At 70.5% G+C, this 16,540-nt stretch carries 17 protein-coding genes; 9 read left to right on the top strand and 8 right to left on the bottom strand.

Going from position 1 to position 16,540, the window contains the following annotated elements:
• The first annotated feature begins 63 nt into the window (after positions 1-63).
• Complete coding sequence (locus O7604_RS00775) at positions 64-315, top strand: hypothetical protein (protein ID WP_348650998.1); 252 nt, start codon at positions 64-66, stop codon at positions 313-315.
• A gap of 148 nt (positions 316-463) precedes the next feature.
• Here the strand turns inward: O7604_RS00775 and O7604_RS00770 are convergent, their stop codons facing one another.
• Positions 464-1,120: a response regulator transcription factor gene (locus tag O7604_RS00770; RefSeq protein ID WP_281578564.1), complete on the bottom strand. Its 657-nt coding sequence runs from the start codon at positions 1,118-1,120 to the stop codon at positions 464-466.
• Positions 1,117-2,163: a histidine kinase gene (locus O7604_RS00765; RefSeq protein WP_281578563.1), complete on the bottom strand. Its 1,047-nt coding sequence runs from the start codon at positions 2,161-2,163 to the stop codon at positions 1,117-1,119. Before O7604_RS00765 ends, O7604_RS00770 begins: the two co-directional genes overlap by 4 nt.
• A 275-nt stretch (positions 2,164-2,438) precedes the next feature.
• Between O7604_RS00765 and O7604_RS00760 the strand changes: the two genes are divergently transcribed.
• The 3 genes from O7604_RS00760 (at position 2,439) to O7604_RS00750 (ending at position 5,464) form a co-directional block, all read left to right on the top strand.
• Complete coding sequence (locus tag O7604_RS00760; protein WP_281578562.1) at positions 2,439-2,909, top strand: DUF6326 family protein; 471 nt, start codon at positions 2,439-2,441, stop codon at positions 2,907-2,909.
• A 368-nt stretch (positions 2,910-3,277) separates the two neighbouring features.
• Positions 3,278-5,011, top strand: coding sequence for a hypothetical protein (locus O7604_RS00755; RefSeq protein ID WP_281578561.1), 1,734 nt, complete (start codon positions 3,278-3,280; stop codon positions 5,009-5,011).
• 237 nt (positions 5,012-5,248) lie between these two features.
• Positions 5,249-5,464, top strand: coding sequence for a hypothetical protein (locus O7604_RS00750; protein ID WP_194800743.1), 216 nt, complete (start codon positions 5,249-5,251; stop codon positions 5,462-5,464).
• A 122-nt stretch (positions 5,465-5,586) separates the two neighbouring features.
• On the opposite strand, the gene O7604_RS00745 is transcribed toward O7604_RS00750, so the two are convergent.
• Both O7604_RS00745 and O7604_RS00740 read right to left on the bottom strand, forming a co-directional pair.
• Positions 5,587-7,326, bottom strand: coding sequence for a PQQ-dependent sugar dehydrogenase (locus tag O7604_RS00745; RefSeq protein ID WP_281578560.1), 1,740 nt, complete (start codon positions 7,324-7,326; stop codon positions 5,587-5,589).
• A gap of 27 nt (positions 7,327-7,353) precedes the next feature.
• Positions 7,354-8,208, bottom strand: coding sequence for an SMP-30/gluconolactonase/LRE family protein (locus tag O7604_RS00740; protein WP_281578559.1), 855 nt, complete (start codon positions 8,206-8,208; stop codon positions 7,354-7,356).
• Between the two features lie 501 nt (positions 8,209-8,709).
• On the opposite strand from O7604_RS00740, the gene O7604_RS00735 reads away from it, so the two are divergent.
• Together O7604_RS00735 and ygiD are read left to right on the top strand one after the other, a co-directional pair.
• Positions 8,710-9,150 (top strand): hypothetical protein, encoded by a 441-nt coding sequence (locus O7604_RS00735; RefSeq protein WP_281578558.1) that lies wholly within the window; start codon positions 8,710-8,712, stop codon positions 9,148-9,150.
• A 277-nt stretch (positions 9,151-9,427) separates the two neighbouring features.
• Complete coding sequence (ygiD, locus tag O7604_RS00730) at positions 9,428-10,273, top strand: 4,5-DOPA dioxygenase extradiol (RefSeq protein ID WP_281578557.1); 846 nt, start codon at positions 9,428-9,430, stop codon at positions 10,271-10,273.
• 433 nt (positions 10,274-10,706) lie between these two features.
• Here the strand turns inward: ygiD and O7604_RS00725 are convergent, their stop codons facing one another.
• Positions 10,707-11,450 carry an alpha/beta fold hydrolase gene (locus tag O7604_RS00725; protein WP_281578556.1) on the bottom strand — a complete coding sequence of 248 codons (744 nt, stop codon included), beginning with the start codon at positions 11,448-11,450 and terminating at the stop codon, positions 10,707-10,709.
• 58 nt (positions 11,451-11,508) lie between these two features.
• Between O7604_RS00725 and O7604_RS00720 the strand changes: the two genes are divergently transcribed.
• Positions 11,509-12,459: a YafY family protein gene (locus tag O7604_RS00720; RefSeq protein WP_281578555.1), complete on the top strand. Its 951-nt coding sequence runs from the start codon at positions 11,509-11,511 to the stop codon at positions 12,457-12,459.
• 416 nt (positions 12,460-12,875) lie between these two features.
• Positions 12,876-13,262 (top strand): VOC family protein, encoded by a 387-nt coding sequence (locus O7604_RS00715; RefSeq protein WP_281578554.1) that lies wholly within the window; start codon positions 12,876-12,878, stop codon positions 13,260-13,262.
• Positions 13,263-13,312: 50 nt separating this feature from the next.
• Here O7604_RS00715 and O7604_RS00710 read toward each other — a convergent pair whose 3' ends face one another.
• Positions 13,313-13,768, bottom strand: a complete 456-nt coding sequence (locus O7604_RS00710; protein ID WP_281578553.1) for a nuclear transport factor 2 family protein — start codon at positions 13,766-13,768, stop codon at positions 13,313-13,315.
• Between the two features lie 20 nt (positions 13,769-13,788).
• Here O7604_RS00710 and O7604_RS00705 point away from each other — a divergent pair, with 20 nt between their 5' ends.
• Complete coding sequence (locus O7604_RS00705; RefSeq protein ID WP_281578552.1) at positions 13,789-14,430, top strand: helix-turn-helix domain-containing protein; 642 nt, start codon at positions 13,789-13,791, stop codon at positions 14,428-14,430.
• A 185-nt stretch (positions 14,431-14,615) separates the two neighbouring features.
• Here O7604_RS00705 and O7604_RS00700 read toward each other — a convergent pair whose 3' ends face one another.
• Entirely contained in the window at positions 14,616-15,254 is a 639-nt protein-coding gene (locus O7604_RS00700; RefSeq protein ID WP_269700980.1) for a response regulator transcription factor, read from the bottom strand.
• A complete protein-coding gene (locus tag O7604_RS00695; protein WP_281578551.1) occupies positions 15,251-16,471 on the bottom strand; it encodes a sensor histidine kinase in 1,221 nt (406 codons plus the stop codon). The genes O7604_RS00700 and O7604_RS00695 overlap by 4 nt, the downstream gene beginning before the upstream one ends.
• Positions 16,472-16,540 lie beyond the last annotated feature (69 nt).

Genomic DNA, 16,540 nt, shown 5'->3' with positions numbered 1-16,540 from the left:
AAGTTCAGCCGGCGTTGACAGGCAGGCGCGGGCGATCACCGCGCGGTTCCTGGAGGGTGTGCGGTGACCACCCACGGCCCGGTCATGCCGGTCTGGAGCTGCGGCGGCTGCGACCTGCCCTGGCCCTGCCCGACCCGGAAGCGGGAGCTGCGGGCGGAGTTCATGGATGCGCCGGTGTCGCTGGCCCTCTACCTCGGCGCCTACCTCGTTCAGGCCACCGAGGACATGCCCTGGACGCCGGCCGGCGTGCTGCACCGCCGCTTCCTCGGCTGGACCAGGGAAACCGGCCACCTCATGCCGGTAGTGCAGCAGTGAAGTACCGCAAGCGTGCGAGCCGAGCCCGGTCGGGACGAGCCACACCAGGCCCTCTGACCTCGCATCGAGCCTGACCCGGCCGTCTCGCCGACAGCTCACACCGAAGCGGTCGGCGTTGGTTTCCGCGACCCGAGCCTGCGGGCGCCGATCAGGTGCCGACGCGGCGTGTCTCGTAGGCCCACATCACGATCTCGACGCGGTTGCGGGCGTTGAGCTTGCGCATCAGGGCGGCGATGTGGGTCTTGACGGTGCTGAGGCTGATGGACAGCTCATCGCCGATCTCGCTGTTGGTCCGCCCGCGAGCGGCAGCCAGCAGGACCTGTTCCTCGCGAGCGGTCAGCGGCTCGACAGGCTCAGGTGGCACCGAGCGCGAGCGGCTGTTCGCGAAGGAGGACAGGAGCCTCGCGGTGATGCTCGGTGCGATCAGGGCGTCGCCGCGGGCGGCGGCACGGACGGCCTGGGTGAGCATCTCGGCGCCGGCGTCCTTGAGGAGGAAGCCTCGGGCGCCTGCCCTGAGCGCCCCGTAGACGTACTCGTCGAGGTCGAAGGTGGTGATGACGACGACGGCCAGCGGATCGGCGACGTCGGCCCCGGCGAGCCGGCGGGTGGCTTCGATCCCGTCGACCTCGGGCATGCGGATGTCCAGCAGGCACACATCGGGACGCAGCGCACGGGCCATGGAGATCGCCCGGCGGCCGTCGTCGGCGTCGCCGACGACGGCGATGCCCGGTTGGGCGTCCAGGATCATGCAGAGCCCTGCCCTGACGATGTCCTGGTCGTCAGCGACCAGCACGCGGATGGTCATGACGTGCGCGCTTTCCGAGGAAGCGAGACGTCGACGCTCCAGCCGCCGTCCGGGGCAGGTCCCGCCCGGAGGGTGCCGCCGAGCAGGCTCGCCCGCTCGGCCATGCCGCGCAGCCCGTAGCCGGCGTGCGGGGAACTGGTTGTGGTCGCCTCGCCGTCATCGTGCACCCGCAGGTGCACCTGGTCGCGGGATGCGGTGACGTCGACGGTGACTCCGGTGGCGCCGCGGGCGTGGCGGGTCGCGTTGGTGACCGCCTCGGCGGCGATCAGGTAGAGGGCGGTGCCGACTGCCGGCTCGACGGCCTCGGCGTCACCGGAGACCTGCACGCGGACGCCCAGCACCTCGCCGCCGGGACGAGCGAGTCGTTCGATGTCCAGCACTCCTCGCCGAGGGGCGAGATCGGCGTCCGTACCGTCGCGCAGCACGCCCACGAGGGCTCGCATCTCCCTGAGCGTCCGGGACGCCTCTTCCTCGATGGTCACCAGGGTGGCCAGCGCGCGCTCCGGATCTGCGGCGGCCAGCGCGCGACCTGCCTGTGCCTGGACGGCGATGGCCGAGACGTGATGGCCGACCGTGTCGTGCAGCTCGCGGGCGAGTTCGTTGCGCTGGTGGAGCCGGACCTGCTCGACGTCGCGGTCGTGGCTTCTGGCGCGGTAGCGCACCGCCGCTCCGAGCGCGGCCGAGCACAGGAAGAAGCCGTAACCGGCGACCTTCTCCGCGGGTGAGGTCTGCTCCGCGACGAGGGTGACGGGTAGCCAGACGAGGATGACGCCGAGTCCGAGGGCAGCCTCGCGACCTGCCCCCCAGCGCAGCAGGGCGTAGGGCAACACGAGCAGCCCTGCGATGCCCAGCAGGCCGGTGGCGTCGATTACTGCGATCCTCGCGAGGTCGAAGAGGAGAACGGTTCCGAAGGCAACGGTTACCGCGGCCAGCGGTCGCGTGCGTCGATACAGCAGGCAGGCGGCGACCACGACGCTGACACCGACCAGCAGCGGCGCCCATGCCCTGTCGTCGCGCAGCAGCATCTCGACGACCGAGATCACGACAAGAGCCGAGGACAGCGCCCAGTCCCGCCACACCCGCACCGGCGGACGTGAGGGGCGAGGCTCAGCCCAGATCCCAGCAAGCATGCTTCCCCCCTTTCCGCAGAACGTAAGGGGGCCGCCCCTCGGGCGGATCAGCCGAAAGTACGGCGAGTGTCCCGGGCCCGGGGCCAGGACAGCCCGAGCCCGCAAGCGGATGTGGCGCCCGCCGGCGCTGGTCATGGTGGAGACATCGAGTGAGCCGACCCGGCTGACGCCAGCAAACCGGAGACGTGATGACCAGAACCGACAGACCAGCCGGTGCGCTCCAGGAGGCGCGCATCCCGGTCCAGGCGAAGCGTGCCGCGGCCTGGGCCAGCTTCATGTTCCTCTACATCTACGTCGACTACCTCGCCCTGTACAAGCCCGGCTTCATCAACGACATCCTGGCCGGCACCGTGCACGAGTTCGACACCGGCCCGACCTTCGTCGCCCTCGCGCTCACACTCATGGCCGTCCCGATCCTCATGATCCTGCTCTCCACGACACTCCCCGTCCGCGTCAACCGCGCCACCAACCTCGTCGTGGCAACGCTCTACATCCCCGTCACGGTGTACAACGCGGACGGCGAGTCCTGGAGCTACCTCTACTTCTACGGCTTCTCCATCGGGCTCGAGCTGCTGCTCCTGGCCTACATCCTGCGCGCCGCATGGACCTGGCCCCGGGCCGTTCGAGCCCGCCGAGACCTCGCCCAGGCCCCGGTGTGACGCTCGATGCACGCCCCGTCTGCGGGGTCGGTTGCAGATGCTCCGGCAGCAGTGACCGCGAGCAGCCGGTTGCGTCGAATGTCGTTATATCTGCGTCTTCGCAGAACTTCATGGCATCCGCGAGACCGTATCGACCTTCTTCTTCTTTCCTCTGGCTCCTGGTAGAAGTGCGACATGCCCTCACGGCGTGTCACGTCACTGGTGGATGAGAGCGGATCGCGACGTGCTGGCTCGCGGCTGTTGCACGGGGCGTGCCTCGCCGGGGCGGGCGGCGCCTCGGGTTTCATGATCGGTCGACTGCTGCTCGCGGTGCTCAGTGCGGCCACGCAGCTGGTCACGGCAACTCGTCGTCCAGCACTGGAGGTGTGATGAGCGAGCCTGCCGAGGTCGACCGCCTGCTCAGCGCCGCCGACGAGATCACCGCGCGGGCCGGTCTCGGCCCGGACACCCGGGCGGCCGTTGAGCGGGCGGTTGCCGCTGCCCGTGGTCTGGGCGATCCGGGGCGTCTGCTGCACGCTCTGGGCCGCGCCACTCTGAACCTCTCTCAGGAACGGCTCGCCGATGGCGGTGACGTCACTGAGCTGCGGGGACAGGCCGAGGAGGTCATCGCGCTCGCCGGCGATCTGCTCTCCGATCCGGACTGGCATGCCGACGCCGTGGTCCGCACCGTGCAGGCGGGCCAGATCCTGGTCGGCATCGGGCTCGTCGATCGCGGGCGCGATGCCGTCGAGCGGATGTGGCGGTTGGTCGCGCCCCGGCCCGCCGACGGCCTCGACGCCCGCCGCGCTCGGACCGCGGCACTGACTGGGCTGGTCACCCTGAGACTCCAGACGGACCCCTCCGTCCTGGGACCGTTGGCCGCAGAGATGGTCGACCTGCAGCGTGGGCTCGCCCGCGACACGGGCGAGGCGGCCGCCGTGATCGACCTGGCGGATGCCCTTGGAATCTTCGCACGGGTCGCCAGCAGTCTGGGGCGGCCGGACCTGATGCGGGTGGCGCTGACCGAACAGTACTCACTGGAACAGATGTTCCAGGGCTCCGGAGCGCAGAAGCGACTAGAGCGGATCGAGGCGTCGCTGGCGCAGCTGCGACAAGCCGCGCCGGAAAACCTGGTGGTGCCCGACTCGGGCGCATGGCGGATCCGCCGCTCCTACCTGGACCTGCTGGCCCAGCCCGCACCATCCGGCGTTACCGCCGGCGGGTTCGCGGCTCGGCTGGCGGCGGAGTCGCGGGTGACCGGCCGTGCACCCGGCAACCGCCCGCCCGCTGACCCGTCGGTGATCGCCGATTGTGCCTCCCGGCTCGATCAAGGGATCTCTCTGGCCGACGCAGATCAGATCATTGAGGCCGACCGCGTCCTCGCCGAGCTCGCCGACGAGTTGAGCCTGTACGACGGGGCGACGTCGGACCCGGCCCGGCGGGACGTCCGGCGCCTCTGGTCCGCGGCCCTCTACCAGCGGGCGATGCTCCGGCACCGGATCGGCCACTGCGACGACGCCTGGGACCTTGCCTGGCTGTCCGTGGTCGTTGCCGTCCGGCGGCACGAGGGCCTGCTACGCGGGACCGCCACCGAGCGGGAGGCGCTGGCCGACGCGGTCACTCACATGGTCGACGCCGCCGTGGTCGCGGAAGCCACCGGACGTGACGAAGACCAGATCATGCTGCTGTCCGAGGTCATCGACCGCTGCGCGGACGCGGACGCGGCCTACCCAAGGTTGCGTCGAATCCTCGGCACGGCGCTGCACAATCTCGCCGCCGCGATGCTCGAACGCCAGCAGACAGCGACCGCGGCGCCCTTGGCCGAACATGCCTACGCTATCCGTCATGAGCTGGCCGTGCTGGACCAGCGCGCAGCCTGGGAGTATGCGAACACACTGCTGCTCACCGCCGCCCTCGCCGTCGACCGTCAGGACTGGCGAATCGCCGTCGAACGTCTCAGCGCGGTTGGGCGACTGCTGGTTGCCTTGCGGACGTACCCGGAAGCGATGGCCGGGTATGCAGGACAGCTCGCCATCGAGGTCACCACCCGGGCGCCCGAACTGGTGGACCGGGCTCGTGCCGCCGGCACCTGGCCGTATCAGGCTTGGACCCCTCAGGCGTAGCGCCGCCCGTTCGGCGTGAGACCTCGCCCACGCGCGGGATGCCAAGCCAGGGGTGTCCGGTCGGCGGCTGCCAGCCGGGTACCGGATCTGGCAGGCCCCGGCCGGGCCGATGGTCAGCTGCTCCGCCCCCAGTTTGACGCGAGCCTCGGTAGGGAAGTTTCGCGGACACCTCGATGAAGGAGGGGGTATGGAGACGTCCGCTAGCGTCGGGCGCAGTTATCAACAGCCGACAAGGCCATGCGTGGCGGCGCCTGCTGCAGCGCCAACGCCGAGGGGGCGAGCCTGATGGCTCGCGTCGGTCGCTACGGGATCCCAAGGTTCGTGTGGTCCCTGATCTGGCTCGTCGTCTGCATCTTGATCGTAATCCTGTTGGCCCTGGTCATTCACCACTTCGGAGGCGCCTCTCTGTCGCTCAAGCTCGGCCACTTCTACCTGAACATCGGCGTCACCTGACCTGCCGCCTCGTCGACACTCCGGCGGCGGTCCGTTGCAGTATCGGCCCGGACCGCTCGGAGGGTGCCCGCGCGACGCGGGCACCCTCCGACGGTTGGCGGTGCCGGATCCCCGGCCCGCCCTCAGCTCGTGGGGCCGGACGCCGCCCCGCCGAGGGTCACCTTGAGGATCTTCTCGTTGCTGTTGTTCGGGGTGCTGTCCTTGTCCCCGCCGGTGCTCGTGGTCAGCCACAGGTTGCCGTCGAGGGTCGGTTCGACGGTACGCAGCCGGAAGTACGTCCCGACGAAGTACTGCTGGACGTTGGTGAGCGTGTTGCCGCTGATCTCCGCACGGTACATCCGGTTGCCGCGCAGGCAGGCGATGTAGAGCACGTCCCGGACGATCGCGATGCCGCTGCACGAGGCCTCGGCCACCGGGTACGTGCGGATCGGGGCCCGGAAGTTCGGGTTGGCGCAGTCGCCGGAGGTGCCCTCGCAGGCGGGCCAGCCGTAGTTGCCGCCCTTGACGATGATGTTGGTCTCGTCCATGACGTTGTTGCCGAACTCCTGCTCGAAGAGCCGGCCCTGGGAGTCGAAGGCGAGTCCCTGCGGGTTGCGGTGGCCGTAGCTCCACACGTAGTTGCCGAAGGGGTTGTCCGCCGGCACGGTGCCGTCGGGGTTGAGCCGCAGCACCTTGCCGCCCAGGTTGCTGGTGTCCTGGGCCACGTCCGGGTCCTGTCCGTCGCCGGTGGCGGCGTAGAGCTTGCCGTCGGGGCCGAAACGCAGCCGGCCGCCGTTGTGGTACTTGTTGCGCGGGATTCCGGTGACGAGCACCTGCCTGGTGTCGGTTTGCAGCGTGCCGTCGTAGCGGATGCGCACGATCCGGTTGTCGGTCGTGGTGGTGTGGTAGATGTACAGCCAGCGGTCGGTGGTGAAGGTGGCCGAGACGGCCAGCCCGAGCACGCCGCCCTCGCCGCTGGTGCCTGCCACGTTCGGCACGGTGCCGATGCTGCGTTTGTTGGTGCCGTCCGGGTTCATGGCGACGATGTCGAACAGGTCGCGCCGGCCGTAGAGGACAGTGCCGTCGGGCAGTTGCACCAGGCCCCAGGGCAGGTCCTTCTCGGTGGTGACCGTCGTGGCGCCGCAGACCGGGTTCGTGCAGCCCGAGCCGGTGTGCGCGGTGACCGCGACGCTCGCCCCCGAGACGTTGCCCTGGGCGTCGCGGGCGGTCACCGTGTACCGGTAGTCGGTGTCGGGCGTCAGCCCGGTGTCGGTGAACGTGGTCGCCGGCGGGTTGCTGGCGGTGCCGGTGGTGGAGCCGACCGCCGTACCGTTGCGCAGGATCGTGTAGCCGGTGACCGCGACGTTGTCGGTGGAGGCCGACCAGGTGAGGGTCACGGCCGTGCCGTTCACCGTCGCGGCCAGGTCGGTCGGCGTGCTGGGCGGCGACGTGTCCTGCTGGCAGAACGGCGGGGTGACCGAGAGCGTGGAGCTGGCCTGCGAGACATTGCCGGCGGCGTCGCGGGCATTGACGTACCAGCCCCAGGTGACACCCTGCACGACGCTGAGCGTGGCGGTCAGCGTCCGTCCCGAGACCGAGGTGACGAGCTGGCCGTCGTGGTAGATGTCGTAGAAGGCGACGCCGACGTTGTCCCGGGAGGCGTACCAGGCGAGCGTGACGGACTGGCAGGTCAGCCGGGTGCGGCGCAGGCCGGTCGGCCGGGTGGGCGGGCTGGTGTCGGCGGCGAGCTGGGCCACTTGCCGGCTCCCGGTCGCCGGTGCGGCCGGCTCGGCGTTGGCGGGTACGCCGGTCACGATGACGCCGGCGCAGACCAGCAGGGCGAGCGGGACGCGGTGTCGGAAGTGGTGAGGATTGATCCGCACGGGTGTTTTCCTTCCCGGGGTTCTTGGTCAGTACGGGTAGCCGGGGACGTTGAGCCGCACGCTGTACAGGCCCGAGTCGTTCGTTCGGCCGGAGGTGATGTAGAGGGTCTGCCGGTCGGGTCCGCCGAACGCCACGTTGGTGGTGCCGGCGCCGCCGGAGCGGATCGTGCCGAGCTGCGCGCCGGCGGGCGAGTAGACGTGGATCAGGCCGTCCGAGCCGGAGGCCCAGTACACGTTGCCGGCGCAGTCGACGGTGACCCCGTCGGGACCGCCGAGGTAGTTCACGAAGACGCTGCGGGCGCCTGTGCTGCCGTCGGGCTGGACGACGTACTTGTAGATCTTGTTCTCGGAGTAGGCGCCCACGTAGAGCGTGCTGCCGTCCGGGGAGAGCGCGATGCCGTTGGGTTGCCGCAGCCGGTCGTCCACCAGCGACACCTGGCCGCCGGAGACGCGGAAGACACTGGTACGTCCGCTCATCTGGTCCGGTCGGTTGCCGCGCTGGAAGTTGGGGTCGGTGAAGTAGACGACGCCGTCGGACCGGACCGTGACGTCGTTGGGTGAGTTGAACGCCCGGCCCTGGTGGTCGGCGGCGACGGTGCTGCGGGCCGTGTCGCTCAGCCGGTACGCGGAGACGTTCCGCTGGTCGTGGGTGGCGGCGATGATCTGCTGGGCGTCGGGGCTGAGTGCCAAGCCATTGCTTCCGGCATCGGCGATGAAGGTGTCGAAGGTCGCGGGCGGGGTGAACCGGCGGATCGTGGCGGGCTGCACGTTGTTCGGTCCGGTGCCCGCGGCCATGTCGGACATCAGCAGGTAGCCGCCGTCGGCGATCCACACCGGTCCTTCGAGGAACGAGAACCCGCTCCGGATCTTCGTCGCGGACACGGAGCCGGCCGGCAGCGGCGGGCCGTACGCGGCGCCCTCCGGGCAGACCCCGGGGGGCGCGCCGGGTGGGCCGGTGAACGGGTAGGTGTGAGCGTTAACATGAGCGACGTCCCGAGGTGCCGGGACTGCGGCACCGGCACCGGCGGGGCCTGGTGCAGTGGTCAGTGCGAGGCACAGGCCGGTGAGTGCGGCGATGGTAGGGCGCCAGGTCATCGGGTACTCCAATCGGTATCAGTGAAGGTGAAGCCCGTGGTTGCCCGGACCGGCCCCGGCCACTGGCAATGTCATCGACCACGATCGATGCATACGTGACGCAGCCTAGGCGAGGAAGCGGCGCCCCGCATCAGTTCCCCGTGATCACCTTCGGCGCATGTCCCGAAGGGCCTGATGACCTGGCGGGATCGGTGGGGCCCGGTGTCCACCGACCGGGACACGGGTCACCGGTCGGGAAGTTGACCATGCTCTGGTTGCAGCCCGTTCAGCTGCCTATCCTCCGGCTTCATGCGTGCGATCAAGGTTCTGGCCAGTGCGGTTGCCGGTGCGCTCGTTTCCGGTCTCGTTCTGGGTGCGTTGTCGCGACTGTTCATGCGACTCATGACGCTCGCGGCCGACGGTGAGCCCAGGTTCAGTTGGACGGGGACGTTCTTCATCGCGGTTATCTACGTCGCCGCTGTGGCACCGGCTGCGCTGACGGCCGCGATCACGACGCGGTGGTGGCGCTGGATCGCCGCAGCGCTTGGGACGGCGTTCCTGATGGCGCCCGCCATCGGCATCTCCTCCGAAGAGATCGGCTACGTGCAAGGGCTTTCCACCATCGCCTGGATTGGCGTCGGCGCGGCCACGGCCGCTGTGTTCGCCACCGTGTTCGCCGCCCCGGCGGCCGCCATCTGGTTGGTGGACCGGGTCAGAATTCCAATGTCAGTTCGCCTGTCTCCAGCGTGAACCGGTGATGGTCAGGACCACCTTCCCTCACATCCACCCCGGGCGGCCCGTGCCGGACCGATCCAGGAGGCGGGCAGGGTGATCGTCTGCGACCCGATCGGCATTGACGCCCGGGAGACCCGATCTCCGATCCGCCGAGGAGCGTGATTCAGGCCGGAACCGCTGCCGGGCGGCACTATCGTGACATTCAGGTCCGGCAGGCCGTGCCGTACGAACGGGTCCTCCAGGGAGGGAAGCTCACGTGCCTTCAGACGTACATCCGGGCTTGGATGTCTTGATGCCCGCGGCGTTCCTGGGCCACGGCAACCCGATGAACGCCCTCGAGGTCAACCGGTACACCTCCGCGTGGAAAGCCTTCGGCGCCGCGGTGCCGCGCCCCCGCGCGATCCTGGTCATCAGCGCCCATTGGTACATCAACGCCACGGCCGTCACCGCGATGCCCCGGCCGCGGACCATTCACGACTTCTACGGGTTTCCGCAGGAGCTGTTCGAGGTGCAGTACCCGGCGCCGGGGCTGCCCGAGCTGGCTGAGGAGGTCAGTGACGTCGTCCATCCGACCTGGGTCGGGGCGGACGTCGACAGTTGGGGCATCGACCACGGCACCTGGTCGGTGCTTTTGCACGCCTTTCCGGACGCGACGATTCCCGTCGTCCAGCTCAGCATCAACGCCGACAAGCCGTTGGACTACCACCTGCAACTCGGCGCCCGGCTCGCTCCACTGCGTCGGCGCGGCGTGCTGATCGTGGCGAGCGGCAACGTCGTGCACAACCTGCGCGGCATGGACTGGGCGCTGGCCGACGACGGCTTCGACTGGGCGCGACGCTTCGACGAGGACGCCAAGGCCCGGATGTTGACCGACCCGGGCGAGTACGCGACCCTCGACGCGCACGGGGACTTCCGCCGTGCGGTACCGACACCGGATCACTTCATCCCCGCGTTGTATCTCGCCGGTCTGGCCGCCGCCACGGACAACCCCGACACCGGGGTCCTCGTCGACGGCTACGCCTACGGCTCGTTGTCCATGACGGCCTACACCCTGGGCATGTCCTGTCCGCCGGCTGCCGGCCGGGGCGGAGCCCCGCAGCCACCGCCCGGGGTGCCGCCGGACGGCTCCAACATCTGAGCAGGTGCCGGCTGGGCGAATGCTCGCACGCTGAGGTCCGACTGATCCGCGAACCCACCACGGGACGCGTCCGGCAGCTCCCCGGTCGGTACCTCGTCGCGCCAGCGCCGGCGCCTGGCCCGCATCGCGGCACGGACCATCACCTGCCGGACGTACGCCTCCGGTCGCCCCTCCGGCACGCCCAACCGGTGCCACGACCGGTAGGCCGCGATCAGACCCTCCTGGGCGAGGTCCTCGCCCAGCCGGCCGTCACCGGTCAGCAGCACGCCGAACCGAACGATCTCGCGGTACCGGCCGGCGACGAAGTCCTCGTAGCCGGCGGGTTCCGCCCTGCGAAGCAAGCCCATACCCCATTAAGGGACCTGGACCCACCCGATGGTTCCCCCGTACCGGTGCCCAGGTGACCTGGGTACGGTCGCCCGGGCACCGCGGGCTATGCCGTCGGCCTGGCTTCGTGCAGGATCCGGGCCAGCTCGGCCGGCCGGCTGAGCATCGGCCAGTGCCATGTCGGCAGTTCCTCGTACCGCCACGAATCGCCGGCCATGTGCCGGCACAGCGGCATGGTGGCGGCCATCTCGCGTGCCTGCTCGGCGGTGAAGCTCGACAGCACGCCGAGGCGGGGCAGCTTCTCCCACGCCCCGCTGAGCCGCACCGGGGCGGTGGCAGTCGCCCATGGTTGGGCCACCGACCGCTCATCGAGCAACGCGACGACCGATTCGTCCACGTCTGCTGCTCCTGCCGCCAGCAGGCGCCACGGCGGGGGCGGCAGCCGCCAGCCATCGCCGTGCTCGGCGACCACTGACGCGTTGCGTTCACGCTCCTGCGGTGGGCTGAAGTCCTCGTTCGCCGCCCCGTCGGGCAGTGGGCCGGTGTCGACGAAGACCAGTTGGGCGACGCGGTCGGTCATGCGGTCGGCAACGGCTGTCGTCACGACCGCGCCGGCGTAGCTGTGCCCGACGAGAACCACGTCGTGCAGGTCCTCGTAGCGAAGCAGGTTGACCACGTCGGTGACGTGGACGTCGAGGTCGGTGTCCGGGCGGGCCAGGTGGGCGCGCTCGCCCAGGCCGGTCAGGCTCAGCGGGTACACCTCGTGGCCGTGCGCGCGCAGGGCGGCGGTGACGGGGCGCCAGGCCCATGCGCCGAGCCAGAACCCGGGAACCAGTACGAAGGTCGTCATGCACGACACGCTACGATCAATACCGGACAGGTTCCGCCCGGATTGGAAGTAGGAATTTGTGACCCGGCCGACCGCGCGCGTACTGGCGTTGCTGGAGATCCTCCAGGCCGGCGGCGACTTCACCGTCACGGACCTGGCCGGTCGGCTGGGCGTCGACGAGCGCACGGTCCGCCGATACGCCGCGCATCTCGCCGACCTGGGCATCCCGGTCGAAGCCCGGCGCGGTCGCTACGGCGGATACCGGCTCGCGCCCGGGTACAAGCTGCCGCCACTCATGCTCACCGACGAGGAGGCGGTCGCCGTCATGCTCGGGCTCGTGGCCGCCGGCCGGGCCGGGCTGGTGACCGCCGAAGGCGCGGCCGCCGAGAGCGCGACCGCGAAGATCCGCCGGGTGCTGCCGGCCGTTCTCGCCCGGCGGATCGATTCGCTGCTGGAGACCGTGGACTTCACCGCACGGGTCCGCACGACCGCCCCGCCCGGCATCGAGGTGCTGCTGGTGCTCGCGGACGCGGCCCGACATCAGCAACCGGTGCACATCACCTACACCACCTGGCGCGGCCGGTCCGGCGAGCGCCGGCTCGACCCGTACGGGCTGGTCTTCCACGCCGGCCGGTGGTACGTCACCGGCCACGACCACAACCGCCGGGCCGTACGGACATTCCGGCTCGACCGAATCGGAACAGCCCACCCCATGCCGGGCAGGTTCGACATCCCGGCCGGCTTCGATCCCACCACGCAGGTCCTCACCGGGCTGGCAGCAGTGCCGTACGCGCACGACATCTCCGTGGTGCTGCACACCAGCCTGGCGCAGGCGCAGCGACGGATTCCGCAGTCGGTCGGCACGCTCACCGAGGTTCCAGGCGGAGTGCGCCTCACCGCCCGAGCCGAACGGCTCGACGGTGCGGCGCAGATGCTCGCCGGGCTCGGCTGGCCGTTCACGATCGACCGGCCGGACGAACTCAAGGACGAGGTACGGGCCCTGGCCAACCGGCTGCTCGCCGACGCCTGAGGGGCGGCAGAGGTGGTCAGGCGCGGCCGGGTCAGGCCGGCGGATCGTCCCGGAAGAGAGCGTCCCGCACGCCTCGGCCGCCCCAGCGGGTGGCGACGAGTTCGGGACGAGGGCGGGTCGGCTCGGGCATCCAGCGGTGTCGTCTGGTGTCGGGCGCGGGGCGGTCCCAGTCAGCGATCAGCGCGAAAGGGTCGACGCCCCGGCCTGGGCCGTCGTCACACAACTCGCGGACAACCATCGCTGGATGGAAGCGCAGTTCCTGCGCCACCCCGCAGTCGTCGGCCCGCCAGGCGACCACGGCCCCGCAGCCCTGACAGGCGACGCAGGGGGATCCATCCCACCAGCGACCAGCAGCCCGTGCGGACACGGTCATGGACGAAGCGCGTCCCGCGTACGTCGCCCAATAGGCTCGCGGCATGTGGACCTTCCGCAGTCCCCAGGTGATTCTCTTCAGCGACGACCCCGCTCGGGCGGCCGCCTTCTACACCCGGCTGGGATTCCGGGAGACCTTCCGGGTACCGACCGACGGCGAACCGATTCACATCGATCTCGTCCTCGACGGATACAAGATCGGGATCGCCTCGGTGGCCTCCACCCGCGAGGACCACGGCTTGGACCCGGTCGCCGAAGGCCAGCGCGTCGCGGTCGTCCTCTGGACCGATGACACCACAGCGGCCTACGAGGGCCTGGTCGCAGACGGAGCACCCGCTCTCGCACCTCCACACGTATGGCTCGACCGGCTACTGATCGCGTGGACCGCCGACCCCGACGGCAACCCGATCCAGATCGTTCAATCCCGGTGAGGCTGCCAACCGCTTGCCACGATCCGGCACCGCAGGTGGCTCACGCACGGTCAGTGCTGAGCAGGCGTCCACCACGCGAGGTTGGCGGTCACCTGGGCCACCGGCTCGATGATCTCCCACGCCTCGGCGATCAGCCCGTCGTCGATCCGCCAGATGTCGACGACCGCGATCTCCGGTCCTTCGCCGGGAAGCCAGCGCCGCGAGTACATCACGACGTGATCGCCGTCGGCCAGCACCTGATGGATCTCGACCTGCATGCCGGCGAGCGGTACCAGCGCGGCGCGAACGGCGGCGAGCCACTCCACCTTTGTCGATGTGGTTGAACCCGGCCTGTGGTGGACGAAGTCGTCACTCAGGAACCGGGCGAGCGCATCGACGTCGCCCGCCTCGATCAGTCCTGCCAGCGCCCGTTGGACGATGCTCTTGTTCGCCGTGGTCATGGATGCAGTGTTGGCGTGACCGCTCCGGTTGTCGATGAACTCGGATTTCATGGCGTCCGGCGCCACGATGAGTACGCTCCATCAGCGTGCACACGGTCGGGGAAATCCTGCGGCAGTGGCGGCAGCGCCGGGGACTCAGCCAACTTGATCTCGCGATAGCTGCGGACGTCTCGGCTCGTCACGTCAGCCTGGTCGAGACCGGTAAGTCCAAGCCGAGCCCCGACATGATCCTTCGACTCGCGGATCAGCTCCACGTGCCGCTGCGTGAACGCAACCGGCTGCTGCTCGCCGGGGGCTTCGCACCCCGGTACGCCGAGCGGTCGCTCGACCACAACGCGCTGTCAGCCGTCCACGACGCCGTCCGGAGGGTGCTCCGCGCGGTACGCCTGGGACTGGACCCGCGCGGGTTCGGGCGCTTGGTCGTCAATCTGGCCGACGTGCGCGCGGTGTTCCGCAGCCGGATCTCACGCCAGCTCGCCACCGCTCCCGATCCTGAGCTCACCGCACTCTACGAAGAGCTGCTGGCGCCCGAACCGGAGGATACGCCGGGTCAGCGGATCGAAACGGACGTCGTGATACCGATGATCCTTCGTGTCGGTGGACGGGAGCTGCGGCTGTTCTCGACCATCACCACGTTCGGCACCCCGATGGACATCACGATCGACGAGATCGCGATCGAGTCCTACTACCCGGCCGACGCGGAGAGCGCCGCCTACTTCACGACGTAGCGTCCTGTCAGCCGCTGGCAAGACGGCTTCGATGGCCGACGGCAGCCGGGTGTCATGCCCGGATCAGGCCGAGCGCCTCGTCGGCCCGGTCCAGGACGGTCACGCCGGCGCGGGCCAACACGCGGGTGATACCCCTCTCGCCGGACAGGCCGGGACCCGCCCGTGACGACCCGCACCTGACGGGGTCAGCGGCGGATGAGGCCGAGTTCGGTGGCGGTGGCGACGGCGGCGGTACGCGACTCGACGCCGAGCTTGGCGTAGATGCGGGCCAGGTGGGACTTGACGGTGCCTTCGGTCAGGTGGAGGCGGGTGCCGATGCTGTGGTTCGACAGACCGTCGGCGACCAGGGCGATGACCTCGGTCTCGCGTCGGGTCAGGGTGGTGCGCGGCGTACGCAGGCGGTTCATCAGCCGGTTCGCGACGGTGGGCGCCAGCGCGGTGCGTCCGGCGGCGGCGGTGCGGACGGCGGCGGCGAGATCCTCGGGTGGGGCGTCCTTGAGGAGGTAGCCGGTGGCGCCGGCCTCGATGGCGGGCAGGGTGTCGGCGTCGGAGTCGTACGTGGTGACGATCAGCACGCGCGGCGCTTCCGGACGGGCGGTGATCCGGGCGGTGGCTTCGGCACCGCCCATGCCCTTCCCGAACTGCAGGTCCATCAGCACGACGTCGATGTCGCCCGCGGCGGCGCGGGTGACGGCCTCCTCGGCGGTGGCGGCTTCGGCCACGACGACCAGGTCGGGTTCGGTTTCCAGCACGGCGCGCAGTCCGGCCCGTACGACCGGGTGGTCGTCGGCCAGGAGGAGGCGGATGGGAACGTCGTCGGTCACGGGCGGCCCTCGGGCTCGGTCCTGGTGGGCGGCGTGAGGGGAAGCTCGGCGGTCACGGCGGTGCCCTGGCCGGGCGCGGATGCGACGGCCAGGGTGCCGCCGAGGGCGGCCATGCGGGCGCGCATGGCCGCCAGGCCGAAGCCGCCGCCGTCGACATCAGGGGCGGGCAGCTGTTCCGGGTCGAAGCCGCGCCCGTCGTCGGCGACGTGCAGGGCGATGCGGTCACCGAGATACCTGAGGGCGATCTCGGCCGTCGTGGCCTGGGCGTGGCGGACAGTGTTCGCGAGGGTGGACTGGGCGATACGCAGGAGAGCCACCTCATGGGCGGTCGGCAGCGACACGGGGTCGCCGACGAGGTGGAAGCGGGCGGTGAGGCGGTGGCGGCCGCTGGTGGTGGTGCACAGGCGTTCCAGGGCGCCGGCCAGGGTGGTGCCTTCCAAGGTGGGCGGGGTGAGTGCGGCGACGAAGCGGCGGGCCTCGGCGAGGTTGTCCACGGCGACCTGACGGGCCGCGTCGACGTGACCGGAGGCGGCATCGGGCCGGCCGGGCAGGGCGCGCTCGGCGGCGCGCAACAGCAGCTGGATGCTGGACAGGCCCTGGGCGAGGGTGTCGTGGATCTCGCGGGCCAGACGCTCGCGCTCGGCGAGTACGCCGGCGGTGTGCTCGGCCCGGGCCAGGTCGGCCCGGGTGGCGGTGAGTTCCTCGATCAGCTGCCTTCGCTGTTCGCTCTCCCGATACAGGGCCTGGTATCCCCACACCACCCCGACGGCGACGGCGGCGCCGAGCGCGGGACCGATCACCGTGGCCGGGGTGAAGGAGCCGGTGTGGGCGACGAACCCGGCGACGGCCGCCACGGCGGTGGCGATCACGGCGGCCAGGCCGGCGCGGCGCGGCAGCAGGTGGAGCTGGAGGAAGTACAGCGGGAAGGCCACCCAGATCGCGTCGGGGGACAGACCCAGCAACACCAGCCACGCGGCGCCGACGGCGACCAGCCACCACGCGGCGGCCCGCCGAGAGCGCCGGATGCGGGGGAGGAGCGGCCCGATGGCGTACGCCAGGCCGCACGCCACCGCCACGGCGACGATCGATCCGGCGTGCGGTCGGTCGTCGGCCACCGCCCGGCCCGCGGCCAGGACGAGCAGGCCGATGATCAGCAGGTGCAGGGACCAGGCCAGGGCTCGGGTGGTCGGGGTCAGGGCAGGGGCAGCGGTGCTCACAGTGCGTCCCACGTTACCGAGGCCGGCGGCCCGGGGGCCTCTATCGAAAGTTGGAACCCGGGCGCCGCC

Origin of the sequence: Micromonospora sp. WMMA1947, from assembly GCF_027497355.1 — a bacterium.
Lineage (GTDB): Bacteria > Actinomycetota > Actinomycetes > Mycobacteriales > Micromonosporaceae > Micromonospora.
The sequence above is the reverse complement of the archived record's forward strand: the minus strand, read 5'-3'. Positions and strand labels throughout refer to the sequence as shown.

Bases quoted from the DNA above. Each gene is read 5' to 3' on its own strand.
- O7604_RS00770 (WP_281578564.1), bottom strand. From the start codon at position 1,120: ATGACCATCCGCGTGCTGGTCGCTGACGACCAGGACATCGTCAGGGCA.
- O7604_RS00760 (WP_281578562.1), top strand. From the start codon at position 2,439: ATGACCAGAACCGACAGACCAGCCGGTGCGCTCCAGGAGGCGCGCATC.
- O7604_RS00755 (WP_281578561.1), top strand. From the start codon at position 3,278: ATGAGCGAGCCTGCCGAGGTCGACCGCCTGCTCAGCGCCGCCGACGAG.
- O7604_RS00750 (WP_194800743.1), top strand. From the start codon at position 5,249: ATGCGTGGCGGCGCCTGCTGCAGCGCCAACGCCGAGGGGGCGAGCCTG.
- O7604_RS00735 (WP_281578558.1), top strand. From the start codon at position 8,710: ATGCGTGCGATCAAGGTTCTGGCCAGTGCGGTTGCCGGTGCGCTCGTT.
- ygiD (WP_281578557.1), top strand. From the start codon at position 9,428: ATGCCCGCGGCGTTCCTGGGCCACGGCAACCCGATGAACGCCCTCGAG.
- O7604_RS00725 (WP_281578556.1), bottom strand. From the start codon at position 11,450: ATGACGACCTTCGTACTGGTTCCCGGGTTCTGGCTCGGCGCATGGGCC.
- O7604_RS00715 (WP_281578554.1), top strand. From the start codon at position 12,876: ATGTGGACCTTCCGCAGTCCCCAGGTGATTCTCTTCAGCGACGACCCC.